Annotated in this window: 11 protein-coding genes and 2 pseudogenes; 7 read left to right on the forward strand and 6 right to left on the reverse strand. The window is 70.9% G+C overall.

Features of this window, described 5'->3' with window-relative positions; genetic code table 11:
• Positions 1–364: 364 nt before the first annotated feature.
• From ABZT06_RS33925 to ABZT06_RS33935, 3 genes and pseudogenes are all read left to right on the forward strand, one after another.
• Entirely contained in the window at positions 365–1,039 is a 675-nt protein-coding gene (locus ABZT06_RS33925) for a polysaccharide lyase family 7 protein (RefSeq protein ID WP_355749764.1), read from the forward strand.
• A gap of 164 nt (positions 1,040–1,203) precedes the next feature.
• Positions 1,204–1,308 (forward strand): annotated as a pseudogene (locus ABZT06_RS33930) (IS630 family transposase); the annotation flags it as partial.
• A gap of 1,041 nt (positions 1,309–2,349) precedes the next feature.
• Positions 2,350–4,878 carry a SpoIIE family protein phosphatase gene (locus ABZT06_RS33935; RefSeq protein WP_355749767.1) on the forward strand — a complete coding sequence of 843 codons (2,529 nt, stop codon included), beginning with the start codon at positions 2,350–2,352 and terminating at the stop codon, positions 4,876–4,878.
• Positions 4,879–4,897: 19 nt separating this feature from the next.
• Here ABZT06_RS33935 and ABZT06_RS33940 read toward each other — a convergent pair whose 3' ends face one another.
• From ABZT06_RS33940 to ABZT06_RS33965, 6 genes and pseudogenes are all read right to left on the reverse strand, one after another.
• The gene (locus tag ABZT06_RS33940; RefSeq protein WP_355749770.1) at positions 4,898–6,058 is read right to left on the reverse strand and encodes a substrate-binding domain-containing protein; all 1,161 of its coding nucleotides are present in this window, start codon (positions 6,056–6,058) and stop codon (positions 4,898–4,900) included.
• A gap of 56 nt (positions 6,059–6,114) precedes the next feature.
• Complete coding sequence (locus ABZT06_RS33945; protein ID WP_355749773.1) at positions 6,115–7,221, reverse strand: ABC transporter permease; 1,107 nt, start codon at positions 7,219–7,221, stop codon at positions 6,115–6,117.
• Positions 7,218–8,768 carry a sugar ABC transporter ATP-binding protein gene (locus ABZT06_RS33950; protein WP_355749776.1) on the reverse strand — a complete coding sequence of 517 codons (1,551 nt, stop codon included), beginning with the start codon at positions 8,766–8,768 and terminating at the stop codon, positions 7,218–7,220. Before ABZT06_RS33950 ends, ABZT06_RS33945 begins: the two co-directional genes overlap by 4 nt.
• A 136-nt stretch (positions 8,769–8,904) precedes the next feature.
• Positions 8,905–11,778 carry a SpoIIE family protein phosphatase gene (locus ABZT06_RS33955; RefSeq protein ID WP_355749779.1) on the reverse strand — a complete coding sequence of 958 codons (2,874 nt, stop codon included), beginning with the start codon at positions 11,776–11,778 and terminating at the stop codon, positions 8,905–8,907.
• A gap of 125 nt (positions 11,779–11,903) precedes the next feature.
• Positions 11,904–12,846, reverse strand: a pseudogene (locus tag ABZT06_RS33960) (cyclase family protein).
• Positions 12,847–13,238: 392 nt separating this feature from the next.
• Entirely contained in the window at positions 13,239–13,667 is a 429-nt protein-coding gene (locus ABZT06_RS33965) for a secondary thiamine-phosphate synthase enzyme YjbQ (protein WP_355749781.1), read from the reverse strand.
• A 142-nt stretch (positions 13,668–13,809) separates the two neighbouring features.
• Here ABZT06_RS33965 and ABZT06_RS33970 point away from each other — a divergent pair, with 142 nt between their 5' ends.
• From ABZT06_RS33970 to ABZT06_RS33985, 4 genes are all read left to right on the forward strand, one after another.
• Positions 13,810–13,893 carry a putative leader peptide gene (locus tag ABZT06_RS33970; protein WP_349817350.1) on the forward strand — a complete coding sequence of 28 codons (84 nt, stop codon included), beginning with the start codon at positions 13,810–13,812 and terminating at the stop codon, positions 13,891–13,893.
• A 127-nt stretch (positions 13,894–14,020) separates the two neighbouring features.
• Positions 14,021–14,920, forward strand: coding sequence for an ABC transporter permease (locus ABZT06_RS33975; RefSeq protein WP_355749784.1), 900 nt, complete (start codon positions 14,021–14,023; stop codon positions 14,918–14,920).
• Positions 14,893–15,693, forward strand: a complete 801-nt coding sequence (locus ABZT06_RS33980; RefSeq protein WP_355749787.1) for an ABC transporter ATP-binding protein — start codon at positions 14,893–14,895, stop codon at positions 15,691–15,693. Before ABZT06_RS33975 ends, ABZT06_RS33980 begins: the two co-directional genes overlap by 28 nt.
• Before the next feature lie 48 nt (positions 15,694–15,741).
• A complete protein-coding gene (locus ABZT06_RS33985) occupies positions 15,742–16,764 on the forward strand; it encodes an ABC transporter substrate-binding protein (RefSeq protein WP_355749790.1) in 1,023 nt (340 codons plus the stop codon).
• The last annotated feature ends 8 nt before the right edge of the window (positions 16,765–16,772 follow it).

Genomic DNA, 16,772 nt, shown 5'->3' on the forward strand with positions numbered 1-16,772 from the left:
TGGCGATGGTGCGGGACACCATCCCTTCCTGTTCGGCCCCTGCCGGCGCCCGCGGGTGCGCCTCGATGATGCACGCCACACCCGCACGAAGATGGGCTCCACCACCTCGACCGCCTACACCGACACCGGCCTGGCCACCGGGACGACGTACCGCTACTACTACGACCACGTCGTCGCGGACTCCGGCTGTCCCGCCTGATCTGCCGAATCCCCGATACATCGGGTGTATGGGGAGGCATGCACCCAATCGCCAGCTCAAAAATCGCTTTCCACCACAGCAAGCAGTGTCGAAGTCATTGACTCCTCCGATGTATTGGTGTTGCCTCCCGACCGGATCGCACTCCCGCAACGGAAAGGACGCACGATGAACAGGAGATCCGTCTTACGGACAGCGGCCGGCCTGCTGGCCGGTGGCCCCGCGCTCGCTCTCTCCCGGCCCGCGGTCGCGGCGGTGGCCGCCGACCCGACCGACGGCTGGACGCAGACGTCGTTCACGTACAGCTGGCAGAAGCCCTGGAACCTCGACCTGAGCGAGCGCCACACCTACAGCGGCGGCGTCCACCGGATGTGGGTGTACGCCACCGACGAGCCCTTCGAGGAGGGCAGCTCCACCGATCCGCGCACCGAGATGCGCTGGAAGGTCGACTACACCACGGGCGACCACATGTGGGACGCCGACGTCTATCTCCCCTCCGGCTCGGACGGCGCCTCCTTCGTCCAGATCCTGCGGAGCGTCCACCCCTCCGGGACCCCGGCCACCGACATCATGCTCAACATCTACGACACGGGCGGGGGCACCGTGCGCCGCTACGACGGCACGGTCCTGAAGGCCGGGGCCTACGACACCTGGTTCAACGTGAAGATCGCCCACCAGGCGAGCACCGGAACGGGCACGGTCAAGGTCTACTTCGACGACTCCCTCGTCCTGACGGTCGCCGACCGGGGCCCGGCCACCCGCTACTTCAAGAACGGTGTCTACGACCACGGTTCGGGGCGCACGGAGGCCCGCTTCCGCAACATCAGGTACTGGACGCGGTGACTCCGCCGGGGTGGGGTCTCAGGAACCGGCGAGGAAGGTGAGGCGCACCTTGCGCTGAGGGCTGTCCCTGTTCGTGTCCACCAAACTCCGTTGGGGCAACCCCTGGTTCAGGTTGAGGGCCCAAGGGGCAAGCCGCATCCGGCACTCCGCCAGGACCCGCCGCCAACGCCCGCCACCCCGAAGTGCTGGCCGCCCAACGGCGCGAGCACGCCCGCATCCGTGGTGAGAGGAGCTTCCGCTGGGGTGGCCGACTCGCTTTCGCCGCATGATCGGGCAACCTGGCGAACGTTCCCTGGTCACAGCACCACGCCTGTCGCGGATCTGTCTGGGCTACCTGACCAACCGGAAGGCGGGGTGCCCGATCCAGGCCGGCAAGAACCCGCCGAGTGTTTCTGTCGGCGTCGGTCGCCGCGGTGAGGCGGTCGTCGGCGTCGTGGGTGGCGGTGGTGGTCGCGGTGATGGACATGGTCGAGCCCGGCGGGGTGCAGGCGGCGTCGGAGCCGCGATCTGCTCGCCGTCGTCGTAGTTGCCGTCGGGGTCGTCGACCGACGTCTGGTCGCCGAAGGTGTCGTACCCATACAGCGTGGTGGGGTGGACCTGCTGCGGGGCACCGCCGTCGGGCTCGGTACTGACGGCCGGGGGCGGTGACCTGGTGACGCGACCGGCCTCGTCGGATGTGAAGGCGGTTGGGGTAGTCGGCGGCAGTGACGCGGGAGACGTTGCCTCGCGGGTCGGTGGTGGGGGTGGGTACTCCGCGCTGGTTCGCCGCCGAGCGCGTCGTAGGGATCACGCTGCCGGCAAGCACATGCCGATCAGAGCTGGGACCGACAGCGTCGGACTCGGTCGCCCGGTCACCCGTCGAGCAGCCACCCGACAGGGCTGGACGAAGATCCCCTTCACCGCGCGAACAAAGTCCCCCAGCAGCACCGTCTGAGGCACGGACGGGACGGTCTTGAGCCGGCCGTCCGCCCACCGTATGGCCCCGCCGTGTGTAATGGCAGCGTCATGGGCGCGTTTGGTGGCGACGCCTCCATCGGGACCAGTTCCCGGCGTGGTCGCGGCGTCCAGGACGGCGACGGCGTTCGGCTGCCGACCGACGACGAGACGCACCGACGAGGCGCGCCGTCGATCCTGTCCCAGCATGCGGTCTGCTCAGCCGCAGCCGCTGAAGGTCCGGCCGCAATCAGGGACAAACAGGGTTGCTCCCGCTCCGTCTGGCCGGCAGGACGGAAATCGGCTCACCCCTACCGGCCCGACATCCGCCCGCAGAGAGGTGCGAATGACCCTAAACTGGGAAAAGCACTCCATGGATGATCGAGGGCAACGTGTCGGCCAACGGTATGGCATCGAGCTCGTACCCGCTCGGCGCCGCGGGTGTCGGCGAAGCGCCCGAACGCGACGACGCGCTGGTCAGGGCCGTGATCCATGCCGTGGAGGTCACCGGAGCACATGCCGGAAGCGTGTTCCTGCTCTCCGGCGACCATCGCTCGCTCGTCGGGGCCGCGTCCTGCGGAACACCGCCCTCCCTGCTCAGCGGGTGGCGTCGGATCCCGGTCAACAGCCGTATGCCGGTGGCGGAGGCGTGCCGCTCCGGGCGCATGGTCCACCTGGCCGGCGCGGAGGAGACGATGCGGCGCTTCCCCCAGCTCTCGATCGCCCTGCCGTACCCGTTCGGCTCCGCATCGGTCCCCGTACGGGCGGGCGAGCGGACTTTCGGCGCCATCTCCGTGGTGTGGACGCCCAGGCCGGACGGGACAGGACTGTCGAGGGCGCAGCGCGGGCAGTTGCGCTCCGCCGCCGACCGGCTGGGCACCGCCCTCGCCGGACTGCGGGCCCGCGGCACGCTCGGCGAGTACGACGAGCGGACGGCTCCGATACTGGTCCCGCTGCCGTCCGCTCCGGCGATCCGGGTGGGCCTGTTCGACTGGAACCTCGACACCGGAGCCCTCACTGCCGACGACGAGCTGTGCGCGGTCTTCGGGATTCCGCCCCGCGCGTTCGACGGTCGGGCGGCCACGCTGGCGGCCTGCATCGAGCCGGCGGATCTGCCCGGTTTTCGGTCCGCCGCCCGTGCCGCGGTCGAGGAGGGGCACCTACTGGCGCACCGCCTACGCATCCTGGACGGCCGTGGTGGGCACCGCGTCGTGGAGCTGTGGGGCCGGGTGCCGGAGGGCCCCGACGACTCGGAGGCCTCCTGCCACCTGGTCGGCGCCGTGCTCGACTCCGGGAGCGGCATGGCCGCCGTGGCGGCGATAGAGCGGCTCGCGGACGGTTTCTTCGCGCTCTCTCCCGACGGACGCCTCGCCTACGCCAACCACAGCCTGGAGGATCTGCTGCGGGTCCGCCAGGACGAACTGCTCGGCCGGCGCCCCTGGGACGTACTGCCTTGGCTGGCCGATCCCGTGTACGAGGATCGCTACCGGGCCGCCGTCGTCTCCCAGCAACCGGTCTCCTTCCTGGTCCGCCGCCCACCGGACGAGTGGCTGGTCTTCTCCCTCCACCCGGGCGCTCAGGGCATGACGGGATGGGCCTCACGAGTGCGGCAGCCCGTACCGGCCGGCACCGGACCCGGTACAGCAGTCACCGAGGAGGGGCCGCCCATCTCCTTGGCGCCTCCGCCCGGGGCGCCCCGCGTGGGTTCCCTCTACCGGGTGCTCACGCTGGGCAGCGCCCTCACCGAGGCGGCCACCGCGGACGAGGTGTTCGATGCCGTCGCCGAACAGTTGCTGCCGGCTTTCGGCGGCCAGAAGCTGGCGATCGCCGTGGTGGAGGAACGGCGCCTGCACCTGCTCGCTCAGCGCGGCTACTCGAAACGCTTTCTCGCTCGGTTCGAAGGCACCCCGCTGCACGCCCGGCTGCCCGTGACGGACGCGCTGACCTCCGGGGTCCCGCTCTTCGTCGAGTCCCGGGAGCAGCTCCGCGAAAGCTACCCCGGGCTCATGGTGGGGCACACCAACTCCTGGGCGTTCCTGCCGCTGATCGCCTCGAACCACCCGGTCGGCGCCTGCATGCTCGGCTTCGACGACATCCACCGGTTCCCCGACGAGGAGCGCGGACTCCTCACCGCGCTGGGCGGCCTGATCGGCCAGGCTCTGGAACGCGCCAGACTCTACGACGCCGAATTCGCCCTCGCCCGCGGCCTGCAGGACGCGCTGCTGCCGCACCGGCTGCCCACTCTGCCGGGGCTGCACGTCACCGGGCGCTATCTTCCGGGCACCAGCGGGATGGACATCGGCGGCGACTGGTACGACGTCATCTCCACCGGCGACGAAGTCGCACTGATCGTCGGGGACGTCGAGGGGCACAACGTCCCCGCCGCGGCCGCCATGGGCCAACTGCGCAGCGCCATGCGGGCCTTCGTCGCCGCCGGCCACCGACCGAGCGATGTCGTCGCCGGCACCAACCGGCTCCACATGGACCTCGACCCGGCGCTCCTCGCCAGCTGCTGCTACGCCCGATTCCATCCCCGCTCGGGGATCTTGCGCATCGTCCGCGCGGGGCATCTCCCGCCCCTGCTGCGCCTGCCCGACGGGCACACCAAGATCCTGGATGTGCCCGGCGGCCCACTGCTCGGCATCGACGCGACGGCGCGCTTTCCGGAGTCGGAGCTGCGTCTCGCTCCCGGGTCGGTCCTGGCCCTCTATACGGACGGGTTGATCGAGAGGCGCGACTCGGACATCGGCTCCGACGTCGAGCGGCTCCGGGCGTCGCTCGCCCGCCTTGGCGGGGGCGGCCTGGACGATCTGGCCGACGGGCTGCTGCGGGATGCCTGCCACGCTTCCCCCGACAGGGCGGACGACATCGCGCTCCTGCTCACCGAGTACGCCCCGCCACTTTGACCACGCCCCGCCGCCACTGTCACGTGCCCCAGATCTTCCGGTACGCCTCCCGGTATCCCGCCGGATCCCAGGTCGTGGCGCCGTGGCTGTTGTCGGCCGTGCTGATGTGGACGGGGGCCACATAACCGCTGGCCGGCCGGCCGGAGAAGGCGCGGTTGAACTCGTCGACGATCTGCCAGCCCTGCAGGGACAGCGGCTCGGGCACGGTGGCCGCCTGGTACTGCTTGCTGTTGATGCGCTGGAAGGCGGAGGGGTCGCCGTCGCCGGCGCCGATGTTGAAGGGCGGGCCGGAACCCTTGTTGCCGGCCGCGCGGAACGCCGGGGCGGCATCGGCGAAGTACAGGTCGTTGATGGCGACGGAGTGGGTCCAGCTGCCCTGGAAGCGAGAGAGGAGTGAGGAGATCTCCCGGGGCGTGCGGCTGCTCGCGTCCGGGATCGGGATGTTCTCGTATGCCAGCAGCTTCACCCCCGCGCAGGTGGCCAGCTCCTTTCTGACCAGGTCGGACTTGTACTTGGCGAAGGGGATCGAGGCGTCGGTGAAGACCACGGCCCCGGCTGAGCCGCCGGAACTCGAGATGACCCACCGCGCACTGGCTGTTGCCACGTCCTCGACCTTGGTGGTGACGTTGGTGAAGAGCCTGGGGCGCCGGCTGGGGCCGGGGGAAGCGAGCGCGTGCCAGCCGATCAGCGGGATGCCTGCCGCGTTCGCACGCGCCACCTGCTGCGCGGTCGAGTCGGGGTCGAAGCCCCCGATGACGATGCCCGACGGTCTGACGTCCACGGCCTCGCTCATCGCCGCCTGGATGCCGGCGGGGGTGCCCTCACCGTCGATCACCCGGACGTCCCAGCCGATGACCCGCGCGGCTTTCCGCACGCCGTCCGCGGCGCCCGCGACTCCGGGATTGGTCATGGTCTGGGCGACGTAGACGATGGTCTTGCCGGCCACCGCGGTGGGGCCGCTGGTCGGTCCGTTCCAGGGGATGTCGGTCCGCTCCGCCCGGCTGACGGCGGCCTGGGCCCTGGCCTGGACCGCGGGACAGCCGCTCGGGCCCGAGGTGGAGTGCGCCGGGCCGCTCGACGAGCCGCGTTCACAGCCGGCCAGCACGAAGACCGCGGCCACCAGAGCGGTGGCAGTGGACCGCGCGTTGCGGACGGCGGGGGTGTTGCGGTTGCGGTGCACGGAAGCTCCTTGCGGAGGATGCCGCCGCGGGCACTCTGGCGTGCCCGCGGCGTGGGTCATGGAGGGCTGCCCGGCGTGCCGTCGTCCTGTGTCACGGCGGGCGAATCGCGGGCACCGACCGCGCCGGTGCGCAGTCGGCGACGAGCGGAGTAGCCGGCCAGTCCGACGGCGAGGAGCAGGGTGCCGCCGTAGAACAACGGGACCGTCCAGAAATCGCCGCCCATCTGGGCGATGCCGGTGAGGCCGACGGCGAGGACGGCGACGGCGACGAGGGTGCCCAGGGCGTTGGGGCGCCCGGGTTTGATGGCGGTGGAGCCGAGGAGGGCCCCGACGAACGCGGGCAGCAGGTAGTCGAGGCCGACGCTGGGATTGCCGATCTGCTGCTGGGCCGCGAGCAGCACTCCGTCGAAGCCGACGATCAGTCCCGACGCGGCGAAGGCGTAGACGGTGTACCTGCGGGTCGGGATGCCGACCAGGTCGGCGGCGCGCGGGTTCGACCCGACGACGTGCAGGTACCTGCCGAGCGGCAGCCGCTCCAGAACCACCCAGAGGGCGACCGCGAGCGCGAGCACGTAGAAGGCGGGAACCGGAAGGCCGAGGAACGTCGAGTCATAGATGTCGGTGAAGGCGGCCGGGAGGCCTTGCGGGCCGGGGACGATCCGGCTGCCGCCGGTGATCCAGCCGGTCACCGCGTACATCATGCTGCCGGTTCCGAGGGTGGCGATGAACGAGTCGATCCGTCCGAATTCGACGACGACACCGTTGAGGACGCCCACGACGCCCCCTCCGGCGATCACCGTGAGGCAGGCGAGCGGCCAGGGCCACCCGTCGCCCACGACGAGTTGCATCACCATGACGTGCGCCAGGCCGAGACCGTAGCCGATGGAGAGGTCGAACGCGCCGGTCACGATGGGGACCATCGCGGCGAGTGCGAGGACGGCCGGGATCGACTGGTTGGACAGGATCGAGTCGACGGTGTCCCGGGTGGGAAAGGTGCGCGGCAGGGCGAGGGAGAAGATCAGGAAGAGCAGGGCGGTGAGGGTCAGGAGGCCGTAGGCGCCGATGAGTTGCCCGCCGCGGCCCTGCAGTCGGGCGAGTCGCCTCGGTGGGCCCGAGCGACGCGGCCGTGGCGGGGGCGCAGCCGGAGAGGGGGAGCCCGTCACGGATTCGCCGCGGTTCCGGTGGAGGGCAGGGAAGCCGCCCGCGTGAGTTCGGTGACCGTGAGGGCCGGGCCGGTCAGCTCGGTCGTCACGGATCCGCGGACGAAGACCAGGGCGCGCCGACACACGCCCGCGACCTCCTCGAAGTCGCTGGAGATGAGGAGGACCGCGAGGCCGGCGGCGAGCGCCTCGTCGAGCAGGCGATGGATCGCGGCTTTGGCACCGATGTCCACGCTCGCCGTCGGTTCCTCGAGGATCAGCAGGCGCAGGGCCAGCCGCAGCCACCGGCCGATCATGACCTTCTGCTGGTTCCCCCCGGACAGGGTGGCGATGGCGGCCTCGCTGTCGTGGGGACGCACCGAGAACCGTTCGATCAGGGTGCCGGCCTCGGCGCGTTCGCGGCGGGGGCTGATCCAGCCCAGCGCCGACATGCCTCCCGCCCGGGGGTTGGCCAGGAGGTTCTCCCGCACGGTCAGCTCGGCGAGGCAACCCTCCCGCTGTCTGTCACCGGGTACGAGGGCGACACCCCGTCCGACGGCGTCCGCGACCGTACGGGGACGGTACGGGCGACCGCCGAGAAGGGCCCGTCCGCCGAGGAGGGGCCGGGCACCCGCGAGGGCTCGGGCGAGGCCGATGTGTCCGGCGCCCGTGAGGCCGACCAGGCCGAGGACTTCCCCCCGCCTGAGCTCCAGACTGACCGGTCCCGCGTCGGCGTCGGGGGTGCGCACCCCGTCCAGGGTCAGGATGGCCGGGCCGCCGGCCGGGGTGGTGGCTGGGCGGTGATCGGTCGGCCCCTCGCCGGTGATGGCGCGCACCAGGCGGGCAGGAGTGTGGGTCGCCGACGAGCCGTGGCTGACCAGGCGTCCGTCACGCAGCACGGCGAAGGTGTCGGCGACCTCGTACACCTCGTCCAGGCGATGGCTGACGTAGAGGATGCCGTGCCCCCGGTCGCGCAGGGTGTGCAGCACCCGGAACAGCCGGGTGCAGTCCGCGGCGGGCAGGCGGGCGGTCGGCTCGTCGAGGACGATGAGTCTCGCCCGTGCCGCCAGGGCTCGTGCGACGGCGACAAGCGAACGCTCGGCCGGGGCGAGGCGGGAGATCGGCGTGTCGGGGTCGAGATGCCCGGCGACGACCCGCAGTGCCTCGGTGCAGTGTTCTCGGGTGAGACGCCAGGAGATCAGCCCGGCGCGGCGCTGATACCCGGTGCTCAGAGCGATGTTCTCGGCTACCGTCATCCACTCCACCAGGCCGAGATCCTGATGGATGAAGGACATGTGCCGGGAAGCGGCGTGACTCCCGAGCGGATGCCCGGCCACGGTGACCTGCCCCGAGTCGGCGTGGTGGACGCCGGCGAGCACCTTGATGAGCGTGGACTTCCCGGCTCCGTTGGGACCAAGGAGGGCGAGGACGCTGCCGGCGTGGACATCGAGGTCGACCCCGGCGAGCGCGAGGGTTCCCCCGAACCGCTTGGCAAGTCCGCGGACACGGACCAGAGGTTCCGCCCCGAAGGGCGGGACCGCATGCGCAGAGGTGTCGTGGGCCTCGTGCACGGACCTCTCCGGGGTTGGACCTGTCGTGTTCTTCCCGATGTACATCAGCGACATTAGCGTCACATGTCATACATTTTCCGACATCTAGCCGCTCTCTGTTACCCCAACGGAGCAGCGAATCGCCGCGGCCGGCGCCTCAGGCCCCCTCGAGCTCGCATTCGGCCCAGATGACCTTGCCCTGCTGGGTGTAGCGCGTGCCCCAGCTCTGCGTCAGCTGCGCGACGAGGAACAGGCCGCGGCCGCCCTCGTCGGTGCTGGCCGCTCGGCGCAGGTGCGGGGCGGTGTTGCTGGTGTCGGAGACCTCGCAGATCAGGGTGCGGTCGTGGAGCAGCCGTACCCGGATGGGCCCTGCGCCGTGGCGGATGGCGTTCGTCACCAGCTCGCTGAGCACCAGTTCGGCGGCGAACGCGGCCTCGTCGAGCCCCCAGTCGGTCAGTTGCCGGGTGGCGGAGGCGCGGACCTCGCTGACCAGGGCCGGATCCGCGGGCAGGTCCCAGGTGGCTATCCGCTGGGGGTCCAGGGCGTGGGTGCGGGCGACGAGCAGGGCGATGTCGTCGCAGGGGTGGGTGGGGGCCACCGTGTCGAGTACCGCCTGGCAGGTCTCGTCGGGCGTGCCGTTCGCTTGGGACAGCGTGGCGCGCAGCTGATCGAGGACCACGTCGACGTCGCGGTGACGGTCCTCGATGAGCCCGTCGGTGTAGAGGACCAGCTGGCTGTTCTCTGGGAGGTCGAGCTCGGCGGCTTCGAACGGCAGACCGCCGAGGCCGAGCGGGGGGCCGGCGGGCAGGTCGGGGAACCACACGGTGCCGTCGGGGCGGACCAGAGCGGGCGGGGGATGGGCGGCGCGGGCCATGGTGCACTGCTGTGTGGTCGGGTCGTAGATGGCGTAGAGACAGGTCGCGCCGATGATGCCTGCGTCCACGGCGCCGGGGTCCTCCCGGTCCAGGCGTCCCACGAGTTTGTCGAGGTGGGTGAGGACCTCGTCCGGGGGGAAGTCGAGTTCGGCGAAACTGCGGGCGGCCGTGCGCAGCCGTCCCATGGTGGCGGCGGAGAGCATGCCGTGGCCGACGACGTCGCCGACGAAGAGCCCGATGCGGGTGCCGGAGAGGGGTATGACGTCGTACCAGTCCCCTCCGACGTCGGATTCGGCGGGCAGGTAGCGATGGGCGACCTCGACGGCGTCCTGGTCCGGCACACCATGGGGGAGCAGGCTGCGCTGCAGGGCCAGGACCATGGCGCGTTCGCGCGTGTAGCGCCGGGCGTTGTCGATGGACAGTGCGGCACGGGCGGCCAGTTCCTGAGCCAGCGACCGGTCGTCGTCCCCGAACGGTGGCGAGTCCTGCGCGCGGTAGAAGCCGGCCACGCCCAGGACTGCGCCGCGGGCGACCAGGGGCACCGCGATGAGGGAGTGGACGTGGCTCAGCAGCTGTGCGGAGTGTTCAGGGTCCTGCCCGAACCAGCCCGCGGCAGCCTTCAGGTCCGGTTCCAGCACTGCCTGGCCGCTCGTCAGACACCGCGACTGCGGCATCGTCGGACCGTAGTCGACCTGCTTGCCGACCGGGTGGAAGGGACAGTCGTCATGGATGCCGTGAACCACCGTACGGCGTAGGTCACTGCGGGGATCGGCGGACTCCTCGCCGCGGAGCACGGCTTCCGGCAGGTCGATGGTGACGAAGTCGGCCAGTTGCGGCACCGCCGACTCGGCGAGCTCCCGGGCGGTACTGCGCACATCCAGGGTGGTGCCTATGCGGACGCCGGCCTCGGACAACAATTCCAGGCGGCGGCGCGCGGCAAGGGCGTAGGTCCCCACGTGCGGCTCCCCCACCATCATGAGCCCTCTCGCCGGGGGCGGGGAGTCGGAGTGCTCGTCCGTCGTGCCGTCGGCCGTGACGCGCTCTACGCCCACGGCGACAGGGCCGTGCTCCGTGCCGGGAAGATACTCCGAGGGCGGGGTGACGTGGAGCTGCCCGGGCGCCACGTCGGGCCCGGCCCCGGAGAACGTGAGGGAGGTGGCGACGGCAAGCTCGGCGGGGAGGCCCAGCGGCTCGCGGACCTGATGCGGGAAGGCGAGGGGCTCGCGCGGCGAGGGACCGGGGACAACGGCCTCGATGGCGAAGCCCTCCACTCCGGAGGCACTCGTCATCGGCCGGCTCACGAGCGTGACCCGACGGCCGTCGGACAGGGGTACGTCGACACAGGCCCGCTGCGCGCAGGCGATCAGCTCGGCGGCCTTCTCCTTGAGGATCGCCCGGTCGCGGGGGCTCGTCTCCACGGCCAGTTCTCGCACCCCCATGCGGTGCCGAAAACCTGCGGCGGCTTCGGCTCCGCTGTCCAGGTACGCCCGCAGCAGAGCGCGCTCACGCGAGGAACTCTGCTCCAGCAGCCGCCGCTCGATGGTCTCGGCCGCCTTGCGTATCACGGTGTCCAGCGCCGGGTCCTCGGCGGTGCGCGGATAGCCGAAGCACAGGACGCCCTCGATGCGGCCGCTGAGCGGGTCGCGGACGGGAAGCGCGCGGCAGGCACTGCCCTGGGAGCGCTCGGCGAAGTGCTCGGCACCGTAGACCCGGATGGGTTGGCGCTCGGCCAGGGCGAGACCGATGCCGTTGGTACCTGCGACCTTCTCGGCGAACACGAACCCGGGGACACTCTGGATGGCCGGGAGAATTCTGGCCAGCGACGCTTCTCCGAAACGGCGCAGGAGAACCGTCCCGCTCGCATCGGCGACGGAGATGTTCATCGCGCTGCCGGCGAACGTGGCCTGCAGCCGGTCGAGCACCGGAACGGCCGCGCGGACGATCCGTCCGTCCGGTTCGAAATCCTCCCGGAAGGGAAGATCGGACTGGTCCGGCGACAGCCCCAGGATCCGGCAGCGCCGCCAGGAATCCAGGATCGACGTGCGCACACCCGTCTCGACCGGCTCACCCTGCAGGAACCGCTCACGGAAACTGACGGGCCCCGTGCCTCCTGGCGCACGCCCCGTCGGTATCGGATCTTCGCCGGCCCGAACCACGCTCCGCCTCACTCGCGCCTTCGACACTCTTCCGAAATGTCTGCTATGGACGAGGATACGGTTATTGGAGGCGCGAGTCACTGTTCACAAGGCCCCTCACACACGGTGACCGGACCGAATCGGTGTCACAGGACCGCGACCGGGTTGACGGGCGAGCCGTCCCGCGCGGGACGTTCAGCGGCGCCACGACGAGCATGAAGTCGTCGTCCCGCCGTCGCGGTCGCGGCGGACAGCGCTTCCAGGTCGAGGTTGTGCAGCCGCGGCTCCCCCATCGCGGCCACAGCCAGGGCGTGGACCGGCGAGTGCACGCCGTCCACGGGTGAGGGCCGTACGTCACTGTCGCCGTCTCCGCCGAGCAGCGCGAGGCCACGCCCGGCCAGCAGCGGCAGGGCGTCCCCATGAAAGCCCGCGCCGGCCGTGTCGGGATCCCAAGGCGCCGAGTTCCTCGCGGCGCCGGACGTGTCCCGAGCGCAGCAGTACCGCGTCGCCCTCGCCGATCGTCACATCGAGCGCCTTCTCCGCGGCGACGATGTCCTTGGCGTGCACCGCTCGCCCCGGCTCCAGCCAGCGGATCCCGAGGACGGCGGGCAGGTCGAGGAGGACCCCCCTCATGACGAGGGGTCCGAGCGTCGACACCGCGCCGAAGCGGGCGCCTGCGGCATCGACGACCTCGTGTGCCGTGCGGCCGTCGTGGAGCTCCCCCGATAGGCGATGTGGCACAGCGCGTCAAGATGGGTGATGCCCTTGCCGTGACAGTCGGCGGCGATGAAGTCCTTGTGGGTGAGGGTTCCGGCGCCGCCACGTCACGGAGGTCGGTCATGTGGTGCAGGGCAGGCTTGCGGTCACCGGGGCCGGGCCGGGTGACCGCACGCCCGCTGCGGCCCGCCGCACATGGTCCGCGGTGACCCGGTTCCAGACACCGCGGTCGGCCGGGGACCAGCGACCCCACGTGCGAACCGCCTCGAAGAGTGCGTCGAGCTCCCGACGGGAGACGGCGGGCCCGTTGCCGACGCCGGTCGGCGCGGGATTCGCGGCATCGGCCGAACGGTCACCGGACGCGACACGGATCGGGCTTACGGGGTGTGCGCCCGGCTGACGCCGTGACACGGAGAAGCACCGTCCGGGTGATCGGAAACCCGGCTTCGCACCTTCACGGGTGCTCTTGGAGAGGCGTGCCCGTAGGGAGGGGTTGTGCAGGTTCCGTCCGCCACCGCGCCGGGTCCCCCATCCCGGCGCACGTCCACCGCGGTGCAGGTGCGCTCGCCGTGGTGGAAGAGGAAGGCGAGTGGATCGAGTGCGGCCCGTTCACCGAGGTGTTCGACAACAATGTGCTCGCGGGCGAGTACACGGCGAAGTGACTGTCGCGAGACACCGTACGGTCCGGCACATACAGCGTGGCCGTCCACGGCTGTGGCGCGTCCGGATCGACAGTCCAGGCGCTTAGTGTGCAGGGTTAAACCTCAGGAGCCCGCAAGAAACGAGAAACGCACCTTCCGTTCCGCGTTGTCCCTGTTCGTGTCCACCAGGCACACCGACTGCCAAGTCCCCAGTTCCAGCTGCCCGTTCACCACCGGCAGGGTGGCGTGCGGAGGCACGATCGCCGGGAGGACGTGGTCGCGGCCGTGGCCGGGGCTGCCGTGGCGGTGCTGCCACCGGTCGTCGGCGGGGAGCAGGGTGTGGAGGGCGGCCAGGAGGTCTTCGTCGCTGCCGGCGCCCGTCTCGATGATCGCGACGCCCGCTGTCGCGTGCGGGACGAAGACGTTCAGGAGGCCGTCGCGGCCCGCGGCGGCCTCCCTCAGGAAGGCCTCGCAGTCGCCGGTGAGGTCGACGATCCGCTCCGAGGAACCGGAGGAGACGTTCAGGACTCGGGTGGTGAAAGCGTCTGACATGCCCCCATCCTCACCCCTCGCGCCGGAATCACTCGTGTTCACTCGCCTTCACTCGTCCTGCGTGGCTCATAGCGCGATACGCCGGGTCCAGTCCGCGAGACACCATTGACCGTGGACACGCCGACTGGCTAGCTTCGACCGCATGTTGCGTTCAGCCCTGCTCACCACGCGCGGTCACATCGACCTGCTGCGGGTGGCCTCCGCCGCGTGTCGCCGCGGCTGCTGACGCCCTCCCGTCCCTCCCTTTCCCCACCCTCGCTCCACTGACCGGCGCGTGCACTGATCCGTGCCGTCCTGTGCGGTGGCGTCGAGGCGTGTCCCTCACCGGCCGCTCTCCCCCTCCGTGGAGCACCATGAGCATCAGCCATGCCCCGCCCGGCTCGCCCGTACCCGATATTTCGGAAACATCCCGCCAGGGTGCCGCAGAGCCCACCACCGCCGCTGCCGTTCTCGACCTCGAACCCATCGTCCCCGCCTCCTCCCGGCGCACCCGCGTCCCCCGCTGGCTGCGCCGCACCACCGGTCCGGTCCTGTTGCTGGCACTGTGGCAACTGCTCAGCGGCACAGGCGTGTTGACCGCCGACGTGCTCGCCTCCCCCGGCCGGATCGCCCAGGTGGCGGGTGACATGATCGCCGATGGTTCGCTCACCTCGGCGATGGCGACCTCGCTCCAGCGGGTCGCGGGCGGGCTGCTCCTCGGCACCCTCGTCGGCGTTGGACTCGCCCTCGTCTCGGGCCTGTTCCGAGTGGGCGAGGACATCGTGGACGCGCCCGTGCAGATGCTGCGGACCGTGCCGTTCGTCGGTCTGATCCCGCTGTTCATCATCTGGTTCGGCATCGGCGAGGCGCCGAAGATCGCCATCATCACACTCGGCGTGACCTTTCCGCTCTACCTGAACGTCTACGCGGGCATCCGGGGTGTGGACTCGCAGTTGATCGAGGCCGGGGAGTCCCTCGGCCTCTCCCGGTGGGGGCTCGTCCGGCATGTCATCCTGCCGGGCGCGCTGCCCGGTGCCATGACCGGTCTGCGCTATTCGCTCGGCATCGCCTGGCTCGCGCTCGTCTTCGCCGAGCAGGTCAACGCGGACTCCGGTATCGGCTTCCTGATGGTGCAGGCACGGGACTTCCTGCGCACCGACGTCATCGTGGTCTGCCTGATCGTCTACGCCTTCCTCGGCCTGCTGGCCGACTTCATCGTCCGCTCCCTCGAAAGGCTGCTGCTGCAATGGCGACCGACGTTCACCGGCCGGTGAGCCCCCGGGTGTCCGGCACATCCGAGGCACCGGAGCCGACCGAGGCCCCCCAAGCACCGCGCCTCACCCAGGCCGTGCGCGTCGAAGGCCTGACCCGCTCCTTCGACGGCCGCGCGGTCATCGATGACCTCCGACTCGACGTCAGGCCCGGCGAGTTCGTGGCCCTGCTGGGCCGCAGCGGCTGCGGCAAGTCCACCCTGCTGCGCATCCTCGCCGGACTCGACCGGGACATCGAGGGCACCGTCCTGGTCCCGCGCCGCAAGGCGGTGGCCTTCCAGGCACCTCGCCTGATGCCGTGGAAGAAGGTGTGGCGCAACGTCCTGCTCGGCCTGCCCGGCAAGCCGGCACGCGGCGTCGCCGACCGGGCCCTGGAGGAAGTCGGCCTGAGCCACCGTACGGACGCGTGGCCCAAGACGCTCTCCGGCGGCGAGGCCCAACGCGCCTCGCTGGCAAGGGCGTTGGTGCGTGAGCCCGATCTCCTGCTGCTGGACGAGCCGTTCGGCGCGCTCGACGCGCTCACCCGGATCAAGGCCCAGCGACTGGTGGGCGAGTTGTGGCAGCGCCGCGGCTGCGCGGTCCTGCTGGTCACGCACGACGTCGAGGAGGCCGTCCTGCTCGCCGACCGGGTCCTCGTGATGGACGAGGGTGTCATCGCGCACGAGCAGGAGATCGACCTCGACCGGCCGCGCGACATCACCGATCCCCGGTTCGCCGAGATCCGCGGGCAGCTCCTGGAGCGCCTGGGCGTCGACACGGCCGCCGAAGCCGCCTGAACTCCCCCCATTCCCACCCACGATCACGCTCCACAGAACGGATCCCCCATGCGACGTCGCCTCGCCCCCGCCGCACTGCTCCTCCCCTTCGCCCTCCTGCTCACCGCCTGCGGTGGAAACGCGTCCGCCGGCACGGGCACCGACACCGACGGCAAGGGCTCCCTCACGCTCAACGTCGGTGACCAGAAGGGCGGTTCGGAGGCGATCCTGCGCGCCGCCGGGGAGCTCGACAACCTCGACTACAAGATCAAGTGGTCGACCTTCACCTCCGGCCCGCCGCTGCTGGAGGCCGTCAACGCCAAGGCCGTCGACATCGGCGGTGTCGGCAACACCCCGCCGGTGTTCGCGGCCGGGGCCGGCTCGAAGATCTCGGTGGTGGCCGCCTGGCACGGTACGTCCAAGGGCGACGCCGTCCTCGTACCGAACGACTCGAAGCTGACCGGTCCCGCGCAGCTCAAGGGCCATTCCGTCGCCGTGGCGCAGGGCTCGTCCGCCAACTATCAGCTGGTCGCGTCCCTCAGGAAGGCCGGGCTGAGCCTGGCCGACGTGAAGGTCAAGTATCTCCAGCCGGCCGACGCCCTCGCCGCGTTCACCTCCGGCAAGGTCGACGCGTGGGCGGTGTGGGACCCGTACACCTCGCAGATCCTCCAGGCGAAGCAGGGCCGCGTGCTGACCACCGGGGACGGCGTCACCAACGGCCTGACCTTCCAGGTGGCGGCACCGGGTGCGCTGAAGGACAAGAAGAAGGCCGCCGCGATCGACGACTACCTTCAGCGGCTCCGGCGCGCCTACAAGTGGGTCTACTCCCATGAGACGGAGTGGGCGAAGGTGTGGGCCAAGGAGACGGGGCTGCCCGAGGACGTGGCACTGGCCGCGGTGAAGCGGACGTACACCACCCGGGTCGCGGTCGCCGTGGACAAGCAGCTCATCGCCTCGGAGCAGGAGATCGCCGACACGTTCACCTCGCTGAAGCTGATCCCGGGGAAGGTGGACTTCGGCAAGTTCGTGGACACGCGGTTCAACGGCGATCTGCCCGCGTCCACCTCCGCGCCCCGCCCCGCCGAGGGCTGATTCGGGAA

This window comes from Streptomyces sp. NPDC005483, from assembly GCF_040606035.1.
Classification (GTDB): Bacteria; Actinomycetota; Actinomycetes; order Streptomycetales; family Streptomycetaceae; genus Streptomyces.